At 60.5% G+C, this 17,351-nt stretch carries 4 protein-coding genes; 1 reads left to right on the top strand and 3 read right to left on the bottom strand.

Going from position 1 to position 17,351, the window contains the following annotated elements; genetic code table 11:
• The 3 genes from HDG34_RS07815 to HDG34_RS07805 form a co-directional block, all read right to left on the bottom strand.
• Positions 1–753, bottom strand: a complete 753-nt coding sequence (locus tag HDG34_RS07815) for a flagellar biosynthetic protein FliR (protein ID WP_184058950.1) — start codon at positions 751–753, stop codon at positions 1–3.
• Between the two features lie 4 nt (positions 754–757).
• Positions 758–1,000 (bottom strand): flagellar biosynthetic protein FliQ, encoded by a 243-nt coding sequence (locus tag HDG34_RS07810; protein ID WP_260321071.1) that lies wholly within the window; start codon positions 998–1,000, stop codon positions 758–760.
• Between the two features lie 279 nt (positions 1,001–1,279).
• Entirely contained in the window at positions 1,280–2,458 is a 1,179-nt protein-coding gene (locus HDG34_RS07805) for a tetratricopeptide repeat protein (RefSeq protein ID WP_184058947.1), read from the bottom strand.
• A gap of 284 nt (positions 2,459–2,742) precedes the next feature.
• On the opposite strand from HDG34_RS07805, the gene HDG34_RS07800 reads away from it, so the two are divergent.
• Complete coding sequence (locus HDG34_RS07800; RefSeq protein ID WP_184058945.1) at positions 2,743–16,935, top strand: LysM peptidoglycan-binding domain-containing protein; 14,193 nt, start codon at positions 2,743–2,745, stop codon at positions 16,933–16,935.
• Positions 16,936–17,351 lie beyond the last annotated feature (416 nt).

The raw sequence follows: 17,351 nt of genomic DNA, 5'->3' as shown, positions 1-17,351 counted from the left end.
CTAATCCAGGGACGGTACGAAAGCCAATGCGTGCGTCAGCAAACGCAATGTCGCAGGTGCGAGTAGACCCGCTGATAGCACCATCATGACGGGCGTCGCGATGACTTTGATTTGCAGACCCAACATCAGTGCGTTCATTTGCGGCAACGCGCGGGAGAGAAAGGCGATCGATACATCGATTAGAAACAGTGTGACCATTGCGGCCGCGATGACCGACAGACCCATGCCGAGCGCAATGCCGAAATAGCCGATCAGCGCATCGGGAGTGACGGCGACTCGCGCGTAGCCGACTGGTATGACGCTCGTTAGCGCCATCAAAAGCCGTACCAGCTCGAGATGACCGCCCGAAGCAAAAAACAGCAGGCCCGCGACGAGCGTGAGTATCGTGCCGAACAGCGGCGCCTGTGCACGCGAACCCGGATCGATCACCATCGCGAGACCGTAGCCGGCCTGGACGTCGAGCACGCGGCCAGCAAACGTTAGCGCGGCAAACGCGGCCTGGAACGCGAAGCAGATCGCGAGGCCCAGCATCAATTCGGCTGCAGCGGCGATGAGTAGCGCTGCGCCGTCCATGTAGACGTCGGGTGCAGCGCGATGTGCCAGACATGCGGCGAGCGCCAGCACGAAGCACACGCGGACCCGCGCGGGCACCTGCGTTTGTGAGAACGGCGGCGCAAGAACGAACACCGGGCCGATTCGCAACGAAAGAAGAAGAACGCCGAGCGTCCAGCTCGTGCTGGCTTCGATTGTCATTGCGTTAGCCCAGATCAGGAATGCTGCGGAAAAGCGATGCTGCGAAACCGGTCAGACGCGCGAGCATCCACGGGGCGAGCGAAACCGTCACGATGACGGCGACCGCGAGCTTCGGCACATAGCTCAGGCTCATCTCCTGCAGCTGTGTGACGACCTGAAAGACACTGATCAGCAGACCGACCACGAGCGTGGCAATAACAATTGGCCCCGCAATGAGGAAGCTGTTCCAGAACAGCTGCGTCATCATTTGGATTGCCTGGTCGGCCGACATGGATAAGGTCCCGTGTTTAAGTGGGCCGCATTATGAAGAGCTTTCTTTCGAATTGGAAGTTGTAAAATTGAAAAAAATAGTTAGGCAAACGAGTGAAAATAGTGAGGCAAACGAATCAAAAACGAATGTAATCAGAGAGGTAGGTGCTTATATCAAAATAGTCGAGCGTCACTCAAAATAGTCGATCGGCACGTATTTTTAGGACAAGTTCTATTTCGCAGATGATCGACCATTCGCGAAAAATTAGGCGTTTGCCTATTCCAGTTCTTGTGACGATTTGTTGAGGGGAGGGGTCTTATTGCTCCGGGTCACCCTTCTCGCGATCGCTTTTGCAAGCGTATTGCCTTGTGGGTCCAAGGGCCGATTCAATGCCGCATCAAGGACTTGACTCGCTGTAGTTTGATCGCCTGCGGAGGTGCTGAGCAGACTCTTCGCAAGCGCGGCGGACAGACACTCGGGGTCCAGCCGCAACGCCACCTTCGTATGCGCACGCGCCTCGTCGAGTCTGCCTTCGCGCAGCGCCACGATGGCCAGTGCGCCTGGGGCTTCGGCAAAACCGCGATCTAGGTGAGCGCCTTGTTCGAAGCGCGACCGCGCCAGTTGCAGATCGCCATTGAGCAAATGGGCCCAGCCGGCCGCAATCCAGGAGCCCGCATGGGTGCCGAACGATTCGGATGCGGCGTCGATGTGTTGCGCGGCCTGCTCGAAGCGGTGCTGTTCGAGTAGCACGAGCCCTGTGCCGAGAAGCGCGCGGCTGTGTGCCGGCTGGATGCGCAGTGCCTCCGCGAACAGCGCCATGGCGTCGAACTCGCGGCCTTCGCCGAGTGCCAGCAAACCAGCTATGGCGAGACCGTCGGGAGAGCGCTTTGCAAGAGACGCGAACTGTCGCGCGCTGTCGGGATGTCCGGCATCGAACAAAGCAGCGGCGAGGAGTCCGCAGACTTCGATGCCGGTCTCCGGATGATCCGCATACCGCTTGCCAACTTCGATGACCTCGTCAAGGCGGCCTTGATGGTGAAGCGACCGCATTTGGAGCGTGATGGCTTGCGGAATCGTTGTCAGCACGCCTTCATCCAGCAGCGCTAGCGTTTCGTCGAAAGCGCCGAGCATGGCGTGCGCATAAGCTTTGTTATAGCGAATCGCGGGATGGCTTTCACCGTCCGGTAACGCGGCGAATGCCCGGAGCGCGTCCTCGAATTTGCCACGAGCCATGGCACACAGCCCACGCAGATGCATCGACTCCGGCGGCACCGCACCGAGCGCTTGCTGACGTGCGAGCAGTTCATCGCACCGTTCGAATTGCTGTGCGTCGAATGCGCACGCGGTGGCGTCTCCTAGCAACGACAGGTTGTTGGGGTCGGACTCAAGGAACGCAAGCAGCCGGGTCAGTCGGGCAGATGCCAAAGCAACGGCGTGTTCGGAAGTGGAGTTCATTTGGCGTCGGGTGTTCGCTGCGTCGGTGGACAAAGCCGAAAGTGAGGGATCGGAAGTGAGTAGCCCTTTTCTAGCATAGCAGTCTGGAATTGCTGCGGGATCCTTATTGCGAGATCAGGCCGGCAATCGCCGCCACAATTTATGCTTCATCGCACGCAAGGACGCACGAGATCCTGAGCGCCTGAGATTTTTGCTAAACAGTTCTAAAAATCTTCGGACAACTTGTTCGGAAGCGGTTCGGGGAACCAATCGCGCAAGGCTTAACGAACAAGTACGGGGCATAGATGGTAGCGATCGTTACGGGCAATGGTTTGGGGTTGCAGTCGTCGTCGGCATTGGGGCTTGGAGCCCATGGTCAGGTCGGCAATGCGGCATTCGGGCAGACCGGAGAGCAGCTCTATGTGAACGCGGCGAACGGCAATCTGGTGATTCAGGATCGTGACCAGTTGCTGCTCGGCCAGGGGGTGAACAGTTCGATCTACCGCGCCTATAACAGCCTCGGACAGTTTGCTGGAGACAACTGGCGCCCAGGCGGATCGCGCACGGTGGATGGCCTCACTGGGACGCTGAATAGCATAGGCAGTACGGTAACCCTGACAGACTGGGATGGTTCGAGTACGGTGTACGAGTACGATGCGTCGCGCCAGTTGTATGTGTCGACCGCGTGGCTTGGCGCCAGCGTTGCCCAAGGCGACTTTGAGCCCGGCTATGCCGATGCTACTGGCACAGGGGCGTACGCGACACTGTCCTTTGATGAGGCGACCCGCAACTGGCAGTGGAACGACGGAAACAACGGGCTGAGCGAGCTTTACGATGCCACGCGAGGCGGCAGGCTCGTGTCAACCCGCGACAGGGACGGCAATACGGTCGGCTACGCCTACAACGCCGCAGGGCAGCTCGCGCAGGTAACGACTGCAGGGGGCGACGTCACCTATCTCGACTACAACGCAGCCGGTCAACTGACGGATCTGCGCTCGGTCTACCGGGGGATGGGTAACAGTCTGGTCACGTCGACCACGATCCGTTACGCGTACGACACACAGGGTCGACTGTCGCGGGTGACAGTCGACCTGAGTCCGGAAGACAACAGCATCGCCGACGCTCACGTCTATACGACGACCTATACGTACGACGGCACGAGCAGCCGGATCGCCTCGATCACCCAGTCGGATGGATCCCAGGTGATGTTCACCTATCTTCAGGTGAACGGCGAGTACCGGGTGGCGACGATTGCCGAAAAGGCCGACGACGGGGTGTTTCGGATCACCACGCTTAGCTATGACACCGCGAACAGGCAGACGACGGTGACCGATCCGCTTGGCTACAGGAAGGTCTTGACGTATGACGATGCCGGCAGGTTGATCAGCATCCGGTCGACTTCGTCTCTGGACGGACAGTGGGTAAACCTGAACTTTACGTATACCGTCAACGGCGACAGCGACCTGCGGATTCTGAATGATGGTAAGGGCAAACCGATCTACTTTATTTACGATGCCGCGGGCAATCTGATCAGCCAATCGGACAGCTCAGCCGACGTTACCCGTACGTACGGGTCGAACAATGAACTGTTGACCGAGACGGTCTTTGACAAGACCAGCAATTTTGCCAATGGTTACGCGAACCAGTACCTGACGACGCGCTATGTCTATGACGCAGCCGGGCATCTGCGATACGTGGTGAGTGCGGCGGGCCGCGTCACGGAGTTCAGGTACAACGCGGCGGGCCAGAAGGTCAGCGAGATCCAGTACACATCGGCGGCATTCGACGTCAGCGCCTTGAGCAACACCGATGCAGTGTCGGAGGCGACGTTGAATGCATGGGCGGCGGGCCTTGTGAATCCCAGCGAGGCGATCCGTATCGATTCGACGTATGACTACCGTGGGAACCTCGCGACGGTCACGCGCTATGAGAAGCTGCTGGCCGACGGCACAGGCGATGTGACGGGAGCAATCATCCAGACACGGTACGTCTATGATGCTGCCGGTCGTCTCCTACAGCGTTTTGCGGGCAGTCCGGGCAACGAGAAGGCTGAAACTTTCACGTACGACGGGCTCGGCCGCCTCCTCTGCGCGATTCAGTTCGACGGCGTCACGACGCTGTATCAGTACGACGATGCGCACCACACGGTTTCAGTCACCTTCAGCAACGGGCTGACGCGTACCTCTACGTATAACGCCGCGGGGGAACTGGTCGCCGTGGTCGATTCGGTGCAGGGCAAAGTGCAGTCGCAGATCAGGAACTACTACGACACCAACGGCCGGTTGCAGATGACGACCGATGCCAATGGACTGAATACGCACTACCTGTACAACGGGCGTGGCCAGTGTGTCGCACAGATCGCCCCTGATGGAACATTGACGGAGTATGTCTACGACACCACATTCGCGAGGCCGCTGCGCACGCTCACCTATGCAACCAGGCTTACGGCCGCGCAACTCGCCTCGTTGACCAACGCCGACGGGACACCCGCCGAAAGGCTGAAATCGGGGGCGTTGCTGACGCTCGACTCCTCGAAGCTGCGCCCGCCTGCATCGGTGGACGACCGGACGGTATGGGCTTTTTATCTCAACAACTTCATCGACCATACCGTTGACGCGGACGGAACCGTCACCCAGGTTCAGTACGACGGCAGCGGACGTCCCGTGGTGAAGACGGTCTTTGCGAACCGGGTCGACACCAGCGTGGCGCCGACACAGGTCTTACCAGATCCCGATCCGGCCAACGATCGCGTCACGCGCTACTTCTACGATCAGGATGGTTTGTTGCGCGGGGAACTTGACCCGGAAGGTTTCCTGACCGAATACCGGTACAACGGCGCAGGGGAGCGTGTTGAGACGGTTCGTTATGCCACGGCAACGGACGCCTCGTTGCGCAGTCAGGGCATGTTTGCGCAGCTGGTTCCCGGTAGCAGCGACGCAGACGCTCACCTGAGCTACTTCTATGACTCGCGCGGCCTGTTGTGTGCAGAAGTCGATGCCGAAGGTTACGTGACGCACTATAGCTACGATGCGTGGGGCAACGTCACACAGCGCGTGCGCGGCCAGCAAGTCGATCTCGGCTCGACGCAGGCGCCACAGCAGATCCCGGTCACGATTAACGTGACCGGGACGCTGGGTTCAAGCGGCAGTGTTGAAATCTGGATCGATGGCGTGCAGGCGGGAGCGCTCACGTTCGACTTCCCATTCGGAGGCTTCGCCACCGGTACGCTTGACGTACCGAACATAGTGCCGCTTGCGCATCATACGATCGAGTTCCGCTATCCGGCGGACAGCGGCCTCTCGATAGGGTCCGCAACCTTTGGCGCATCCTGCCTGAGCAAGGCTGACGAGCTGAGCACGCCGGTAGGCGGTAACGCCTCGCAGCAAAGCCTGCGCTATGTGCTGCGGGCCGACGCCATGCTCGCGTGGACAAGTCGTCCCGGGCAGATGGAGTTCACCTACTACACCTACGACGCAATGGGACGGCTCACGGGCCGCACTACGTATTCGCAGGACGGTATGGGCGGCAATGTCTCCACTAGCTGGACCTGGGACGACGAGGGCCGCGTGGCCAGCGAGACGACCGCTGGGCGCACGACGACCTACCGCTACGATCTGCAGGGACGGCTGATTGCGCAGCTGGGCGGCGAAGGCAGCACGGCGCTCGCAGCGCTTGGCGCGAACGCAACGCTTGCACAGATCGATGCCGTATGGCAATCGTGGGGGGTGAGCTACACGTACGACGCGGCGGGCCTGCGCACCTCCATGACGGACGCGAACGGCAACACCACGTACTACTACTACGACGTGGCGGGCCACCTCACCCACGTTGTCAATCCGATCGGCGAAGTCGTCGAGTACCAGTATGACGCATTCGGTGACGTGACGGAGACGCTGGTCTACGCGACGCGCGTTGCAGCGGACACGCTGGCCAGTCTGGTAGGCGGTCTCCTGCCCGACCCGCTCAGAAGCACACTCGCGGTGCTGGGTGATGATAGTGACGTCACGCGCACTGCTTTCACTTACAGCGCCGCCGGCCGCCTCGTCCAGCGTACCGATGCGTTAGGTCTGAGCACACGCTATACCTACAACACGTTTGGCGAGCAGATTTCCACCGTTCGTGACATTGCCTCCAATGTTCAGGTGCGAGACACGATCGACTACGACCGGCTCGGTCAGGCGATCCGCCATACGTCCGACGCGGGCGGCCTCAACCTGATCACTCAGGCAATCTACGACGCGTTTGGGCGTGTGATCGAATCGATCGATGCCAACGGTGTGCTGCGCCGCCAGGACTACGATCGCAACGGCAATGTGGTGGTGGTGACCGACGGCACTGGCGCGCGTATGCACATGACGTACGACGCGTTCCGCAACATGCTCACCCGCACCGACGCGACGGGCAGCACGACGACATGGTCATACTCGGAGTTCGACCGCGCGGTGACAGTGACGACCGCCGAGGGCATCAGGACCACATTGACGTACAACGACGCCGGCCAGATCGTGACGCTGACTGACGGGCGCGGCAACACGACAGGCTACACGTACGACCGTGACGGCAACCTGGTCAGCACGACCGATGCAACCGGTGCGACGACCACGCAAAACTACGATCACGCAGGCCATCTGATCGATACGGTTGACGCGCGCGGTGTTCACACCACGTATAGCTACGACGCGACGGGCCGCGTGCTGAGCTGCACAGTCGACCCGAGCGGCCTGAATCTCACGACCCGCTACGAATACGACGGCAAGGGTCAGGCGACCCGCGTGACGGACCCGTCTGGGGTCGTGACTGAGACCCGTTATGACGCAGCCGGACACACGGCTTCCGTGACGGCCGACGTAGGTGGACTGAACCTGTTGACGACGTTTGCTTACGATGGTGTTGGCAACGTCCTCACCGTGACCGAAGGTGCGGGCAGCAGCAACCCGCGTGTCACGCAGAACGTATTCGACAAGGCGGGGCGGTTGACCAGTACGGTCGTCGACCCGGCAGGACTCAGCCTCACAACAGGCTACGCATACGACGCCAATGGCGATGTCGTGTCCGTGACCGATGCGGCGGGTGGCGTCACGCGCTACGTTTACGATGAGGAGGGGCGGCAGATATGGTCGGTCGGACCGACCGGCGCGCTCGTCAGGAGCGTGTACGACGCCGCAGGGCGTGTCGTCGCGCGAACGGCGTTTGCCTTCCCTCTGGACGGTTCGCCGGACAATCTGACCGACGCGTACATCACGGGAAGTCAAACGGTTCAGCCGCTGCTCGACCAGACCACGCAATACGTGTATGACGCAGACGGCCGCTTGCGCTACGTGGTGAACGCGCTGAACTACGTTGCCGAGAACGTCTACGACGCCAACGGCAATGTGATCAGCACGATCACGTATGCAAGCCCCGTCAATATAGCGGGTGCCCTCACCGTCGACGCCGTTGCCACAGCGCTGAGCGCCCAATCGGCTCAGGCGCATGCGAGCGATCGCACGACGCGCATGGTTTATGACGTGGCAAACCGGGTGGCAGCCAGTATCGATGCGCTCGGCTTCGTCACATCCAACCGTTACGACGCCGGCGGCAATCTCCTCGAACGCACGCAGTACCAGACGCCGTATGCGGAGGCCGGCATTCCAGACGCCTCGACGCTGGAGCTCTGGCTCGCCTCACCTGGCGTCGGGAGGCCGTCCGGGGATCGCACGACCACGTGGATTTATGATGCCGCCACCCGGCCGGTCTATGTGATCGATGCCGAAGGCTACGTCACGGAGCAACGTTACGATCCAGCGGGCCATCTGCTGACGACCATCCGCTACGCGGACAGATACGAAGCGGCGCGCGGCGCCAGCCAGAAACAGGCTGCCGCACTTCTGCCGCAAATCATTCCGGCTTCGGCGGCCGTGACGGGATACGACTATGACAGCGCCGGACGTCTGACGAGCACGACGAATGCGGCAGGCGTCGTCACGCGCTATGAACTTGACGCGCTGGGACGCGCGGTGAACACGAGCGTCGCCGATGGTCTGCCCGAACAGAGCGTCACACATGCGGTATTCGACGCAGCTGGGCGCATGATCGAACAGACCCGCGCGTACGGTACGTCAATCGCTGCGACATCACGTTACACGTATGACGGGATGGGACGTGTGACCGCTGAGACCGATCCACGCGGGGTGGAGCTTTCCGAGCGGGACACCGCCTGGGCGCTTGCCGAGCGCAAGGCGCGTGGCTATGTCGACGCGAATGGCGAGGCGCTCGAGGCAGCAGCGCTCAGCCCCAGCCAGCGGAGCAATCTGCAGGCGGCGTATCGCATGCGCTATATCTACAACGCGAGGGGTGATCTACTGGTTACGGCCGATGCGCTCGGCTATATAACCAGTAACACCTATGACGCTTTCGGCAACAGGGTGACGGCGGCCGACCAGAACAGGAACATCATCAGCCAGATCTCCTACGACGTGCTGAACCGCGCGGTGCAGGTCGTCTCGCCGACGGCGAGCATCGTGCTGACCGAATACGACGCGTTTGGCGATGCGGTCAAGGTGACGCAGGATACGAAGGCGGTCACCCGCATGGAGTACGACCGGCTCGGCCACCTGGTGAGGTCGACCGACGCCGAGGGCTATAGCGAACTTTACGCGTACGACGCATTCGGCAACCGCACCGGCTATACGAACAAGGTCGGCGGGCAGTTTTCTTATACGTATGATCGCCGTGGACTGATGCTGTCGGAAACACTACCGGTTACTTCGGGTGGCCAGGCGGTTGTCAACACGTTCGAATACGATGCGCGCGGCAATCGCATAGCGACGATCGAAGCGCAGGGGCTCAAAGAGGAGCGTGTTACGCGCTATGGGTATGACCTGCTTGACCGGCAGATCACGCTGACCGGCGTGTCGGTGTACCAGGCTGGCTTTCCTGCGAGCACGACCGAGACACGGGTCTATGACGCGCAAGGCAATCTCACATCGATTACCGACGCGAATGGACATACCACCACGTTGTACTACGACGTGGCGGGCCGGAAGACTGCGCAGGTCAGCCCGACCGGCACGCTCACGCTATGGGCGTGCGATGCGGTGGGCAATGTCATCGCGACGAAGGTCTACGCGGATCCGATCGTGGCGCAACCTGGTTCGCAACCGCCTGTGCCTGCCGATGCGGCCAACGTGCGCGAAACGCGATACGTCTACGACGCGGATAACCGGCTCATTCAGTCCCGCGTGCAGAATGTAGCGACAGGCTATTTCGATCCGAGCGCGGGTGACGACGCGCGGGGCGAATACTTCATCACGTCTGGCAGCGAGCTGGTGACGACGTGGGAATACGATGGTTGCGGCCAGGTTACCGCGACCGTCGATCCGGCCGGCAATCGCACAACCTACTTCTATAACAAGGCCGGACAGAAGACGCTCGAAATCGACGCGAAGGGATTCGGCATCGCGTACATGGTGAATGCGCAAGGCAACGTCACGCAGGAAACGCGGTTTGCACTGCCGTTCCCGGACCCGGTTTCGGCGAGCGCCTCCGTCAATACCATCGTCAGTTCGTGGCCCCGCAGCCCCGACGATCGCATCACCAACTACACCTGGGACAACAACGGCCGGTTGCTGAGCGAGTCGCGCGTCGGCGTTGAGTTCGCGAAGGTCGACGCCAACGGCAAGCTCGTGCAGTCGACCGGTGACGCCACGTCGAACTATTCATACGACGGAGAGGGGCACCTGCTGCGCAAGGTCGACGCGAACGGCAGCCAGTACGACTTCACCTACGACGCGCTCGGACGTCTGACGGGCGAGATGCTGCCGCAGTTCGCCGACTATCAGAACCGGCAGGTGCGCGTCACCACGATATACGACTACGACGGCCTGAACAATGTCGTCAGGGAAACCCGCAAGGGTGAGCCGGACCAGGTGACCACGTACCTTTACGACGCGGGTGGTCGACTTCATTCGAAAGTCAACGCGCTGGGCGTGGCGACGAATTTTCGGTATGACGCCGTGGGCAATGTCACGAGCGTCTTCTATCTACGCAGCGATGTGGACGGGAACCAGCGGCTCGACTCCACCACAATCACCTATGACGCGGAAAACCGCGAAATTTCGCGCGTCACCCAAACGAGTGACGCAGCGACGGGTGCACGGGTGTCAACTGGTGCACTGATCGAGCAGCGCTACAACGCGTATGGCGAAGTGACCGGACGGCGTACGGGGGGCGGCGGCGCGAACGGTGAATGGCAGGAATATGCGGACTATGACAACGCCGGCCGGGTGGTGCGCACGAACTTTGATGACGGGGTGTCGCATCTGTTCATGTATGACCGCAATGGCAATGCGACGCTGAAGGTCGAGTCGATGGAGAGCGATCTGCGCTATCGCGTGATCACGACCGGGGACGATCTCGTCGCGCTGCTGCAGAGCGTCGACATGATGCAGACTTACACGCGCTATGACCAGCGGAATCAGGTGATTCAGATTCGGCAGCCGAAGACGTCGGGCGGGATACCGACCATCAGCTTTAGCCCGGTCGATATTCCGATCGATGGTGGGGTGTTCGCGAATACTGAATTGAGCATCTCGGGGTGGATCGATTCGTCAGCGCGGCCGGTGACCGGGCCGACGTTGCCGCTCGTCAACGGCGATGCGGGAATGCTGGATGCAGACGGAAAGGTTAGCGTGACAGGCTCCTGGTCTGTGGACAAATCTGAGGATAACGGCTATATCAGCGTGAGCAGCCTGGATTTTTCTTTGCCTGACTTTGCGCAGTTGTATGGTGCTTATAACGTTGAGGTTCGCGTGAGCTATACCGCCTCCGGATCCGAATGGCAGATCCGTGGTGGACAGGATCAGGCAGCGTTTGCGCAGCCATTCGGCAGGCCGTCGGGTACGGCTTGGTCAGCCGTGGTGCCGATGAATGCGACGCAGGTGAGCGTACCGGTCAACTGGCGTTCGGGTCAGCTTTGGTTAAATGGCTTTTTTGTCGATTCAAGCGTGACCTTTACATGGACCGCTGAAATCTACGTGACGCCGCTCAGCGCGGGATCGGGTCCAGTGCTCGCGGGTACGGTTTCGCAGTCGGCGCAGCTCATCAACTTCAGCAACGGCCAGGCCCTGATTGGAAACAGTGATGTGCTTGACGCCAGTGCTCCGCTGCAGGTTGCTTCAGGCTTGCTGAGTGTCGCGCGCAATTCGCTCCCGGAAGGAACTGCGGGCATGCTGTACTACCGTCGCGCGGGATCGACAGAAACATTTTTGCCGCTTCCAAAGAGTTCGAGCAGCCTCCCAAACTCGTTTACCGTCGACACCAGCGGACTGCCGGACGACGACTATGAGGTGATCTTCATTGCTGTCAGCGATGGTAGTTACGGCGAGGCGGGGTCGTTGCTTCGGCGCGATGGCTATAGGCTTCACATTTCGCATACCGACGGTCCGAAGATCGAATTAGCCGACCTTCCTGCGGCGTCGCCAAGCTCATGTCCCGGCTTTACCGTCGATGCGTCAGGAAACTATATCTGGGCGGCACCGCAGTCGCTGAATATCTTTGGCATACGAAGCACAGAAGGAAAGCTGGCGGACTATATCGTCGTGCGCCTGCGCGACCCGAATAATCCAGGTTGGCAGCTTGACTATCCGGTCTGGCGCAATCCGATTACCGGCGGGTTCCAGATCGACATGGCGTCGCTAGGCGCCGGAGTCTATGAGATATCGCTCGACCTGTTCGACTCGGCCGGTGCACAGATCGATGCACTGCGCGGCACGATCAATTTGCCGGGCAATGGCCAGTCGCCGTCGTTTGCGCTCGGCTACCTTGTGGACCTGAAATCGACTGTGGTGTTTCATAGCCAACCGGCCGGCACGGACCACATGGTCGTGTCGTGGGAGCAGGACGGCACCACGCAGTACACGACGTTGTCCGGCATGGCGGGCGACTTCCTGTGGGACACAACGAAAGCGGGATTGCAGCCTGACTCGGTCTATTCGATCAGGTTCACCGCTTACGACACGGCGGGCCGGCCGCTCTCGATGGGGCAGGGCGATATCAGGATCGGTGTCAACGCGACGTCCGAAGTGACTTTGACCGGTAGCGCACTGCCGTCGATTTTCCAGTTTTCGCCGACGGACAGCAGCGGCGCGCCGCTTACGAACGTCGATACGATCACGCTGTACTACCGCGAATCGACAAAGCAGGATGATGACTATGATCGGCCGTTCAAAACGGCGATCCTCACTCGCGACGCTGCCGGCCGCTTCCTGTTCGACGCGGGCGATCTGCCGACGAACGTCGAGTACGAGTACCGCTACCTCGCAATGGACGCCGCCGGCAACGTGTTGATGGAGCGCCAGAGCTACTTCCTGACCGGCACGCGCAATAACCCGGTCACCAATGTCGACATCGTCGGAGTGATCGAGGAACTGGCGAAGGACATGACGATCGACCGTCTGCAGCAGCACGACGCGTTCGGTGAGGTGTCGGCGGAGAGGGACGGGCGCGGCAACTGGACCTACTCGTCGTATAACACGATGGGTTCTCTCACGCTCAAACGCGAGCCGACTGTCATGGTCACGCTGGAGAACGGGGCGCAGATAGAGATGGCTCCGCTCACCACGTACTACTACGATCTGACCGGCAACCTGGTGGGGCTGAAGGACGCCAACGGTCATCTGAGCACCCAGCAGTGGAACTACGGTCTCGCGCAGCCGGCGGTGGCGCAGTCGTGGGATGCGATGGGGTATAGCAAGAACTTCTCGTATGACGCGGTGGGAAATCTGCGCGTGTCGACCGACGAGCTGGGACGACGCACCGATTACACGTACGACAGGGCCAACCAGCTGATCGAGATCGCCCGGCCGGTGTTAGCCAACGGGCAGCGCAGCATCGACCGCTATGAGTACGACGGTGCGGGTAACCGCATTGCCCACACGGACGCGCTGGGCGGACGCGAACGCATCTACTACGACGCCGATGGTCGTATCGTGAAGACCGTCAGCGCGGCGGGCCGCACGGTGCAGTACGACTACCGCTGGGCGAGCACGATCAGCTCGATCGGCTCGGTCGCGAGCGGTGGATGGGTAAAGACGACGATCGATGCGAACGGCCGCTCGATGGTCGACGAGGTGGATCTGTTCGGCCGGGTGACGAAACATACCGATCTTGGTGGCCACGTGTTCCAGTACACGTACAACTGGGCCGGTCTGCTGACAAAACAGGAAGGCACGAGTGGCCAGCATGTCGAATACAGCTATTACTCGCACGGTCTGGTGCGCTCGATCATGGATTACGGCACGCAGACCCAGTCGCTCTACGAATACGACGGCGACGGCAACCGTACGGCAGAATTTTTCACGGACTTCGGCAACTCGTACGTGTTCGCGCAGTCGCGGGTCGAATACGACGCACTGAATCGCGTCGTGGCGATCCGTGACAACAGCTACCAGGTCGGTTACGAGTACGATGCGGTCGGCAATCGCCGCCGGATGATGGCGACGTACACGGACATGGTGGGTTATCACGCGACGGAGCAGGAGTACTGGTACGAGTACGACGCGTTGAACCGCTTCACGGTCTCGATGGGATCGCTGTCGGGCACGCGCGCCACCGATCCGGACGACACCAGTGTGCATATCGTGGCGGGCGCGGCCGGCGGCGACGGCGTGCAGCTTGGCTATAACGCGGCCGGCGAGCGGACGATGGCGGTCTATGCCAAGGATGGACGCACGGAGTACTACACGTACGACGCGAACGGCTTGCTGGCGACGCAGACGGTCGACGGCATGATGATCCAGCAGCGCACCAATGATCTGCTGGGGCGCGTCACGGAGACCATCGAACGGGACAGGAGCAGCGGTCAGATCGTGACGGCGGTGACGCGCGACTGGGACGCCGACAGCCAGTTAATGTCCGAGCATGACAACATCGAAGGTACGACGACGACCTATACGCGCATGGCCGACGGCACGCTCGGGCAGGTTGCCACACGTCCCGACAATGGCAGCGGCACGACCCTGACATCCACCTATTCGTACGAATGGTGGGACAGCGCGAAACAGAGCCAGATCCTGGCGCAGGGGAGCAACCCGGACGCGCCGGGCTGGAGACCGGCATCGAGCTATTTCAACTACGACGTCAACGGCAACCTGAAGGCCACCTACGACGATGGTGGCGGCCAGGCGGGCAGCGCACGCGCGTTCACGTACTACACGGATCTGCGCGGCCAGGTGCAGCGGCGCGACGAACTGGTGGGCGTGACGGTGGCGGACGAGGGCACGATCCGGGGCGCGACGGGGGACAGGAAACACAACTACTACTACCTGAACGGCAACCGGGTGGGCAACCAGGGCAACGACGGGGTCGAGACGGTCGACTACGTGCAGGAGCTGGCCGGCAGGCTCGCGAAGGGCAGCGAGAGTCAGTACAAGGTGTTCACGCCGGTGGGCAGCGCGGACTTCGACGAGAACTTCATGGCGATCAACGGGGTGTATCCGGGCGTGAGCCCGGGTACCTGGACGGTGCGCGATGGGGATACGCTGCAGTCGATCGCGTCGTCGCTGTGGGGGGATGCGACGCTGTGGTACATCCTGGCGGACGCGAACGGGCTGAAGGGCGATGACGTGCTGAAGGCCGGGCAGATGCTGACGGTGCCCAACCAGGTCACGAACGTGCACAATACGGCGACGACGTTCAAGCCGTATGACCCGGGCAAGGCGATCGGCAATACGCAGCCGACGCTGCCCGATCCTCCACCGCCGCCGAGCAAGGATGGGGGATGTGGTCCGGTGGCGGCGATCATTGCCGTCGTGGTTGCGGCGGTGGCAACGGTGTTCACTGCAGGGGCGGCATCGATGGCGCTGGCCGGGACGCTGTCGAGCTTGACCGTGAGTGGCGCGATGACTGCGGGCGCCGCCGCGCTGGTAGGCGGCGGTGCGGCGATGGGCTTCGGTACTGCGGTAGCGGCGTCTGTGATCGGCGGTGCCGTAGGAGCGGCAGCGGCCCAGGGCGTCATGATCGCGGCTGGCGAGCAGAGCGGCTTCAACTGGAAGGGGGTGGCGATGGGCGCTGTCGGCGCAGCGGTCGGCTCGAGCGTTCTTGGCGTAACGGGAGTTGGCTCGGCGGTCGGTAGCGCGTTCGGCGGAAGTACCGCCAGCCAGTTTGCCGGTGCCGCCGCGCAAGGAGCAATCCGGTCGGTAACTACGCAGGGTATTGGCGTGCTGACTGGCGCACAGCACAGCTTCGACTGGAAGGGGGTAGCTGCTTCTGCGATCGCGTCGGGAGTCGCGTATGGCGTGGGCGCCGCAGTACGTAGCGTCGGGGCGGACTTTGGCTTCAATATGCAGTCCGACAGCGGTCGATTTGTGACGGGCGTGAGCGCGGGGGTTGCTGCAGGTGCGGCTAGTACAATCGTGCGCGGTGGGAGCCTTGGGCGCAATGTTGGCGCAATCTCGATGGATGCCATCGCCAGCACCATTGGCAATCTGGTGGTCGACAATATCGCGAACCGGCAAAACACCAGTACGCTGTATGGCGCAGGCGGCGATATCGACGGCATGGTGCGGGCTGTCTACCCGAGCGATCCGGGCAAGCAGTTCGCGAGCCTGGCGAACTGGGACCTGTCGTTGAAGGCAGGGCTTCGCGAGCAGGCGTTCGTTGGCGGTTTGCAGGATCAATTCGGCCGACTGGCGAATGATGCAATCGCACAAGACATCGCTTTCAAGCAGCAGCTTGGCAACGAGTTCGCAAGTTCCGCAAATCAGGCGCTTGCTGCGCAGCGTGCCTATGGAATTTCGAATGCGCGACAGCCTGTACATTCCGAACCGCTAACGCGATCCCTTACTTCAGCGGCGTATGCACCGGGCAACAATGACCCGTTTAGCGCACCGGAAATTGAATACGCCTACGGCCTTACCTCCAAAGCTGCTCCGGCCAGCACGCCCACTAATCGGGAGGCGACGCGGTATGTGTCGAAGTCCTTTACTGCGTTGCCATTTCAATTAGCATCGTCGTCCAACGATGTCCGAGGCGGATTTGATCAATACGGAAACAGCACCGCTGGACGTGCCCAATTCGACTTGGCGAACCTCGGTCTACCAAATTATTCGGTTTCAGTCGGCGCATATCTTGGGTTTGGCGGTGAAGTCGAAATGACGTTCAACGGCATCATCCCTAACGAGGTGAAATTTGGCGTCGGTACCGGATTCGGTGCCCATGGATATCTAAAATCGGTAGGCTCTTCCGCACAGGGCTTTCCAATTGACTTTATTTCCACGGGAAATAGTACTCTCGATGCTGGGGATTATCGTATTGGCTCATCAATCGGCGCTAATTTTATCGCTGGACCAGCGTCATTTCAATTACTGTCGACGGGTGCAGGTGGATACTCAAATATAACGCAAACGCCGGTATCTGGAGCCTATTCATACTTTAAAAGCGGTATAGCTTTAACTCCTTCTTTGGGTGTTGGCGCCGAATTTAAAGTCAATGTCATCGAATTCAATTACAAATGGAGGTGACGCGGTGGAATCTGATAAGTCGAGTGTCATCCGATTTAATAGAATCAGACGGGATATAATCCTGGGGATTGCGATATGGATATTTGTATTGATTTTTCTGAAATTTTACGATGCTGGGCATTATGAGTCACTTGCGATGTATTTGTCGTTCCCATGGATAATCGTCATGATTATTATTGTGGCTCGTTACAAATGTCCATTTTGTGGAGCTATCCCGCGAGGACGTTTCATTCGGTATGTCGATTTGAATCCGAAAGTCTGTGCAAAATGTGGTCACTCGCTCAAGGTGGAAGGATACGAAAGCAAGAGTTGAAGCTGCGCAGCTCGATAAGGATGGGGTGCGCGACGGGGGGCGACGCATACGCTTGAGCCATCGGGTCTTGGCAAAATCTGGTCGTCGATCGCGTTGCGGCGAC

This window comes from Paraburkholderia sp. HC6.4b (genome assembly GCF_014200875.1).
GTDB lineage: Bacteria > Pseudomonadota > Gammaproteobacteria > Burkholderiales > Burkholderiaceae > Paraburkholderia > Paraburkholderia tuberum.
This window is presented reverse-complemented; position numbering and strand designations above follow the sequence as displayed.

What these genes read in the sequence shown, in the direction of transcription:
- HDG34_RS07805 (WP_184058947.1), bottom strand. Translation starts at nt 2,458, where the DNA reads ATGAACTCCACTTCCGAACACGCCGTTGCTTTGGCATCTGCCCGACTG.
- HDG34_RS07815 (WP_184058950.1), bottom strand. Translation starts at nt 753, where the DNA reads ATGACAATCGAAGCCAGCACGAGCTGGACGCTCGGCGTTCTTCTTCTT.
- HDG34_RS07810 (WP_260321071.1), bottom strand. Translation starts at nt 1,000, where the DNA reads ATGATGACGCAGCTGTTCTGGAACAGCTTCCTCATTGCGGGGCCAATT.
- HDG34_RS07800 (WP_184058945.1), top strand. Translation starts at nt 2,743, where the DNA reads ATGGTAGCGATCGTTACGGGCAATGGTTTGGGGTTGCAGTCGTCGTCG.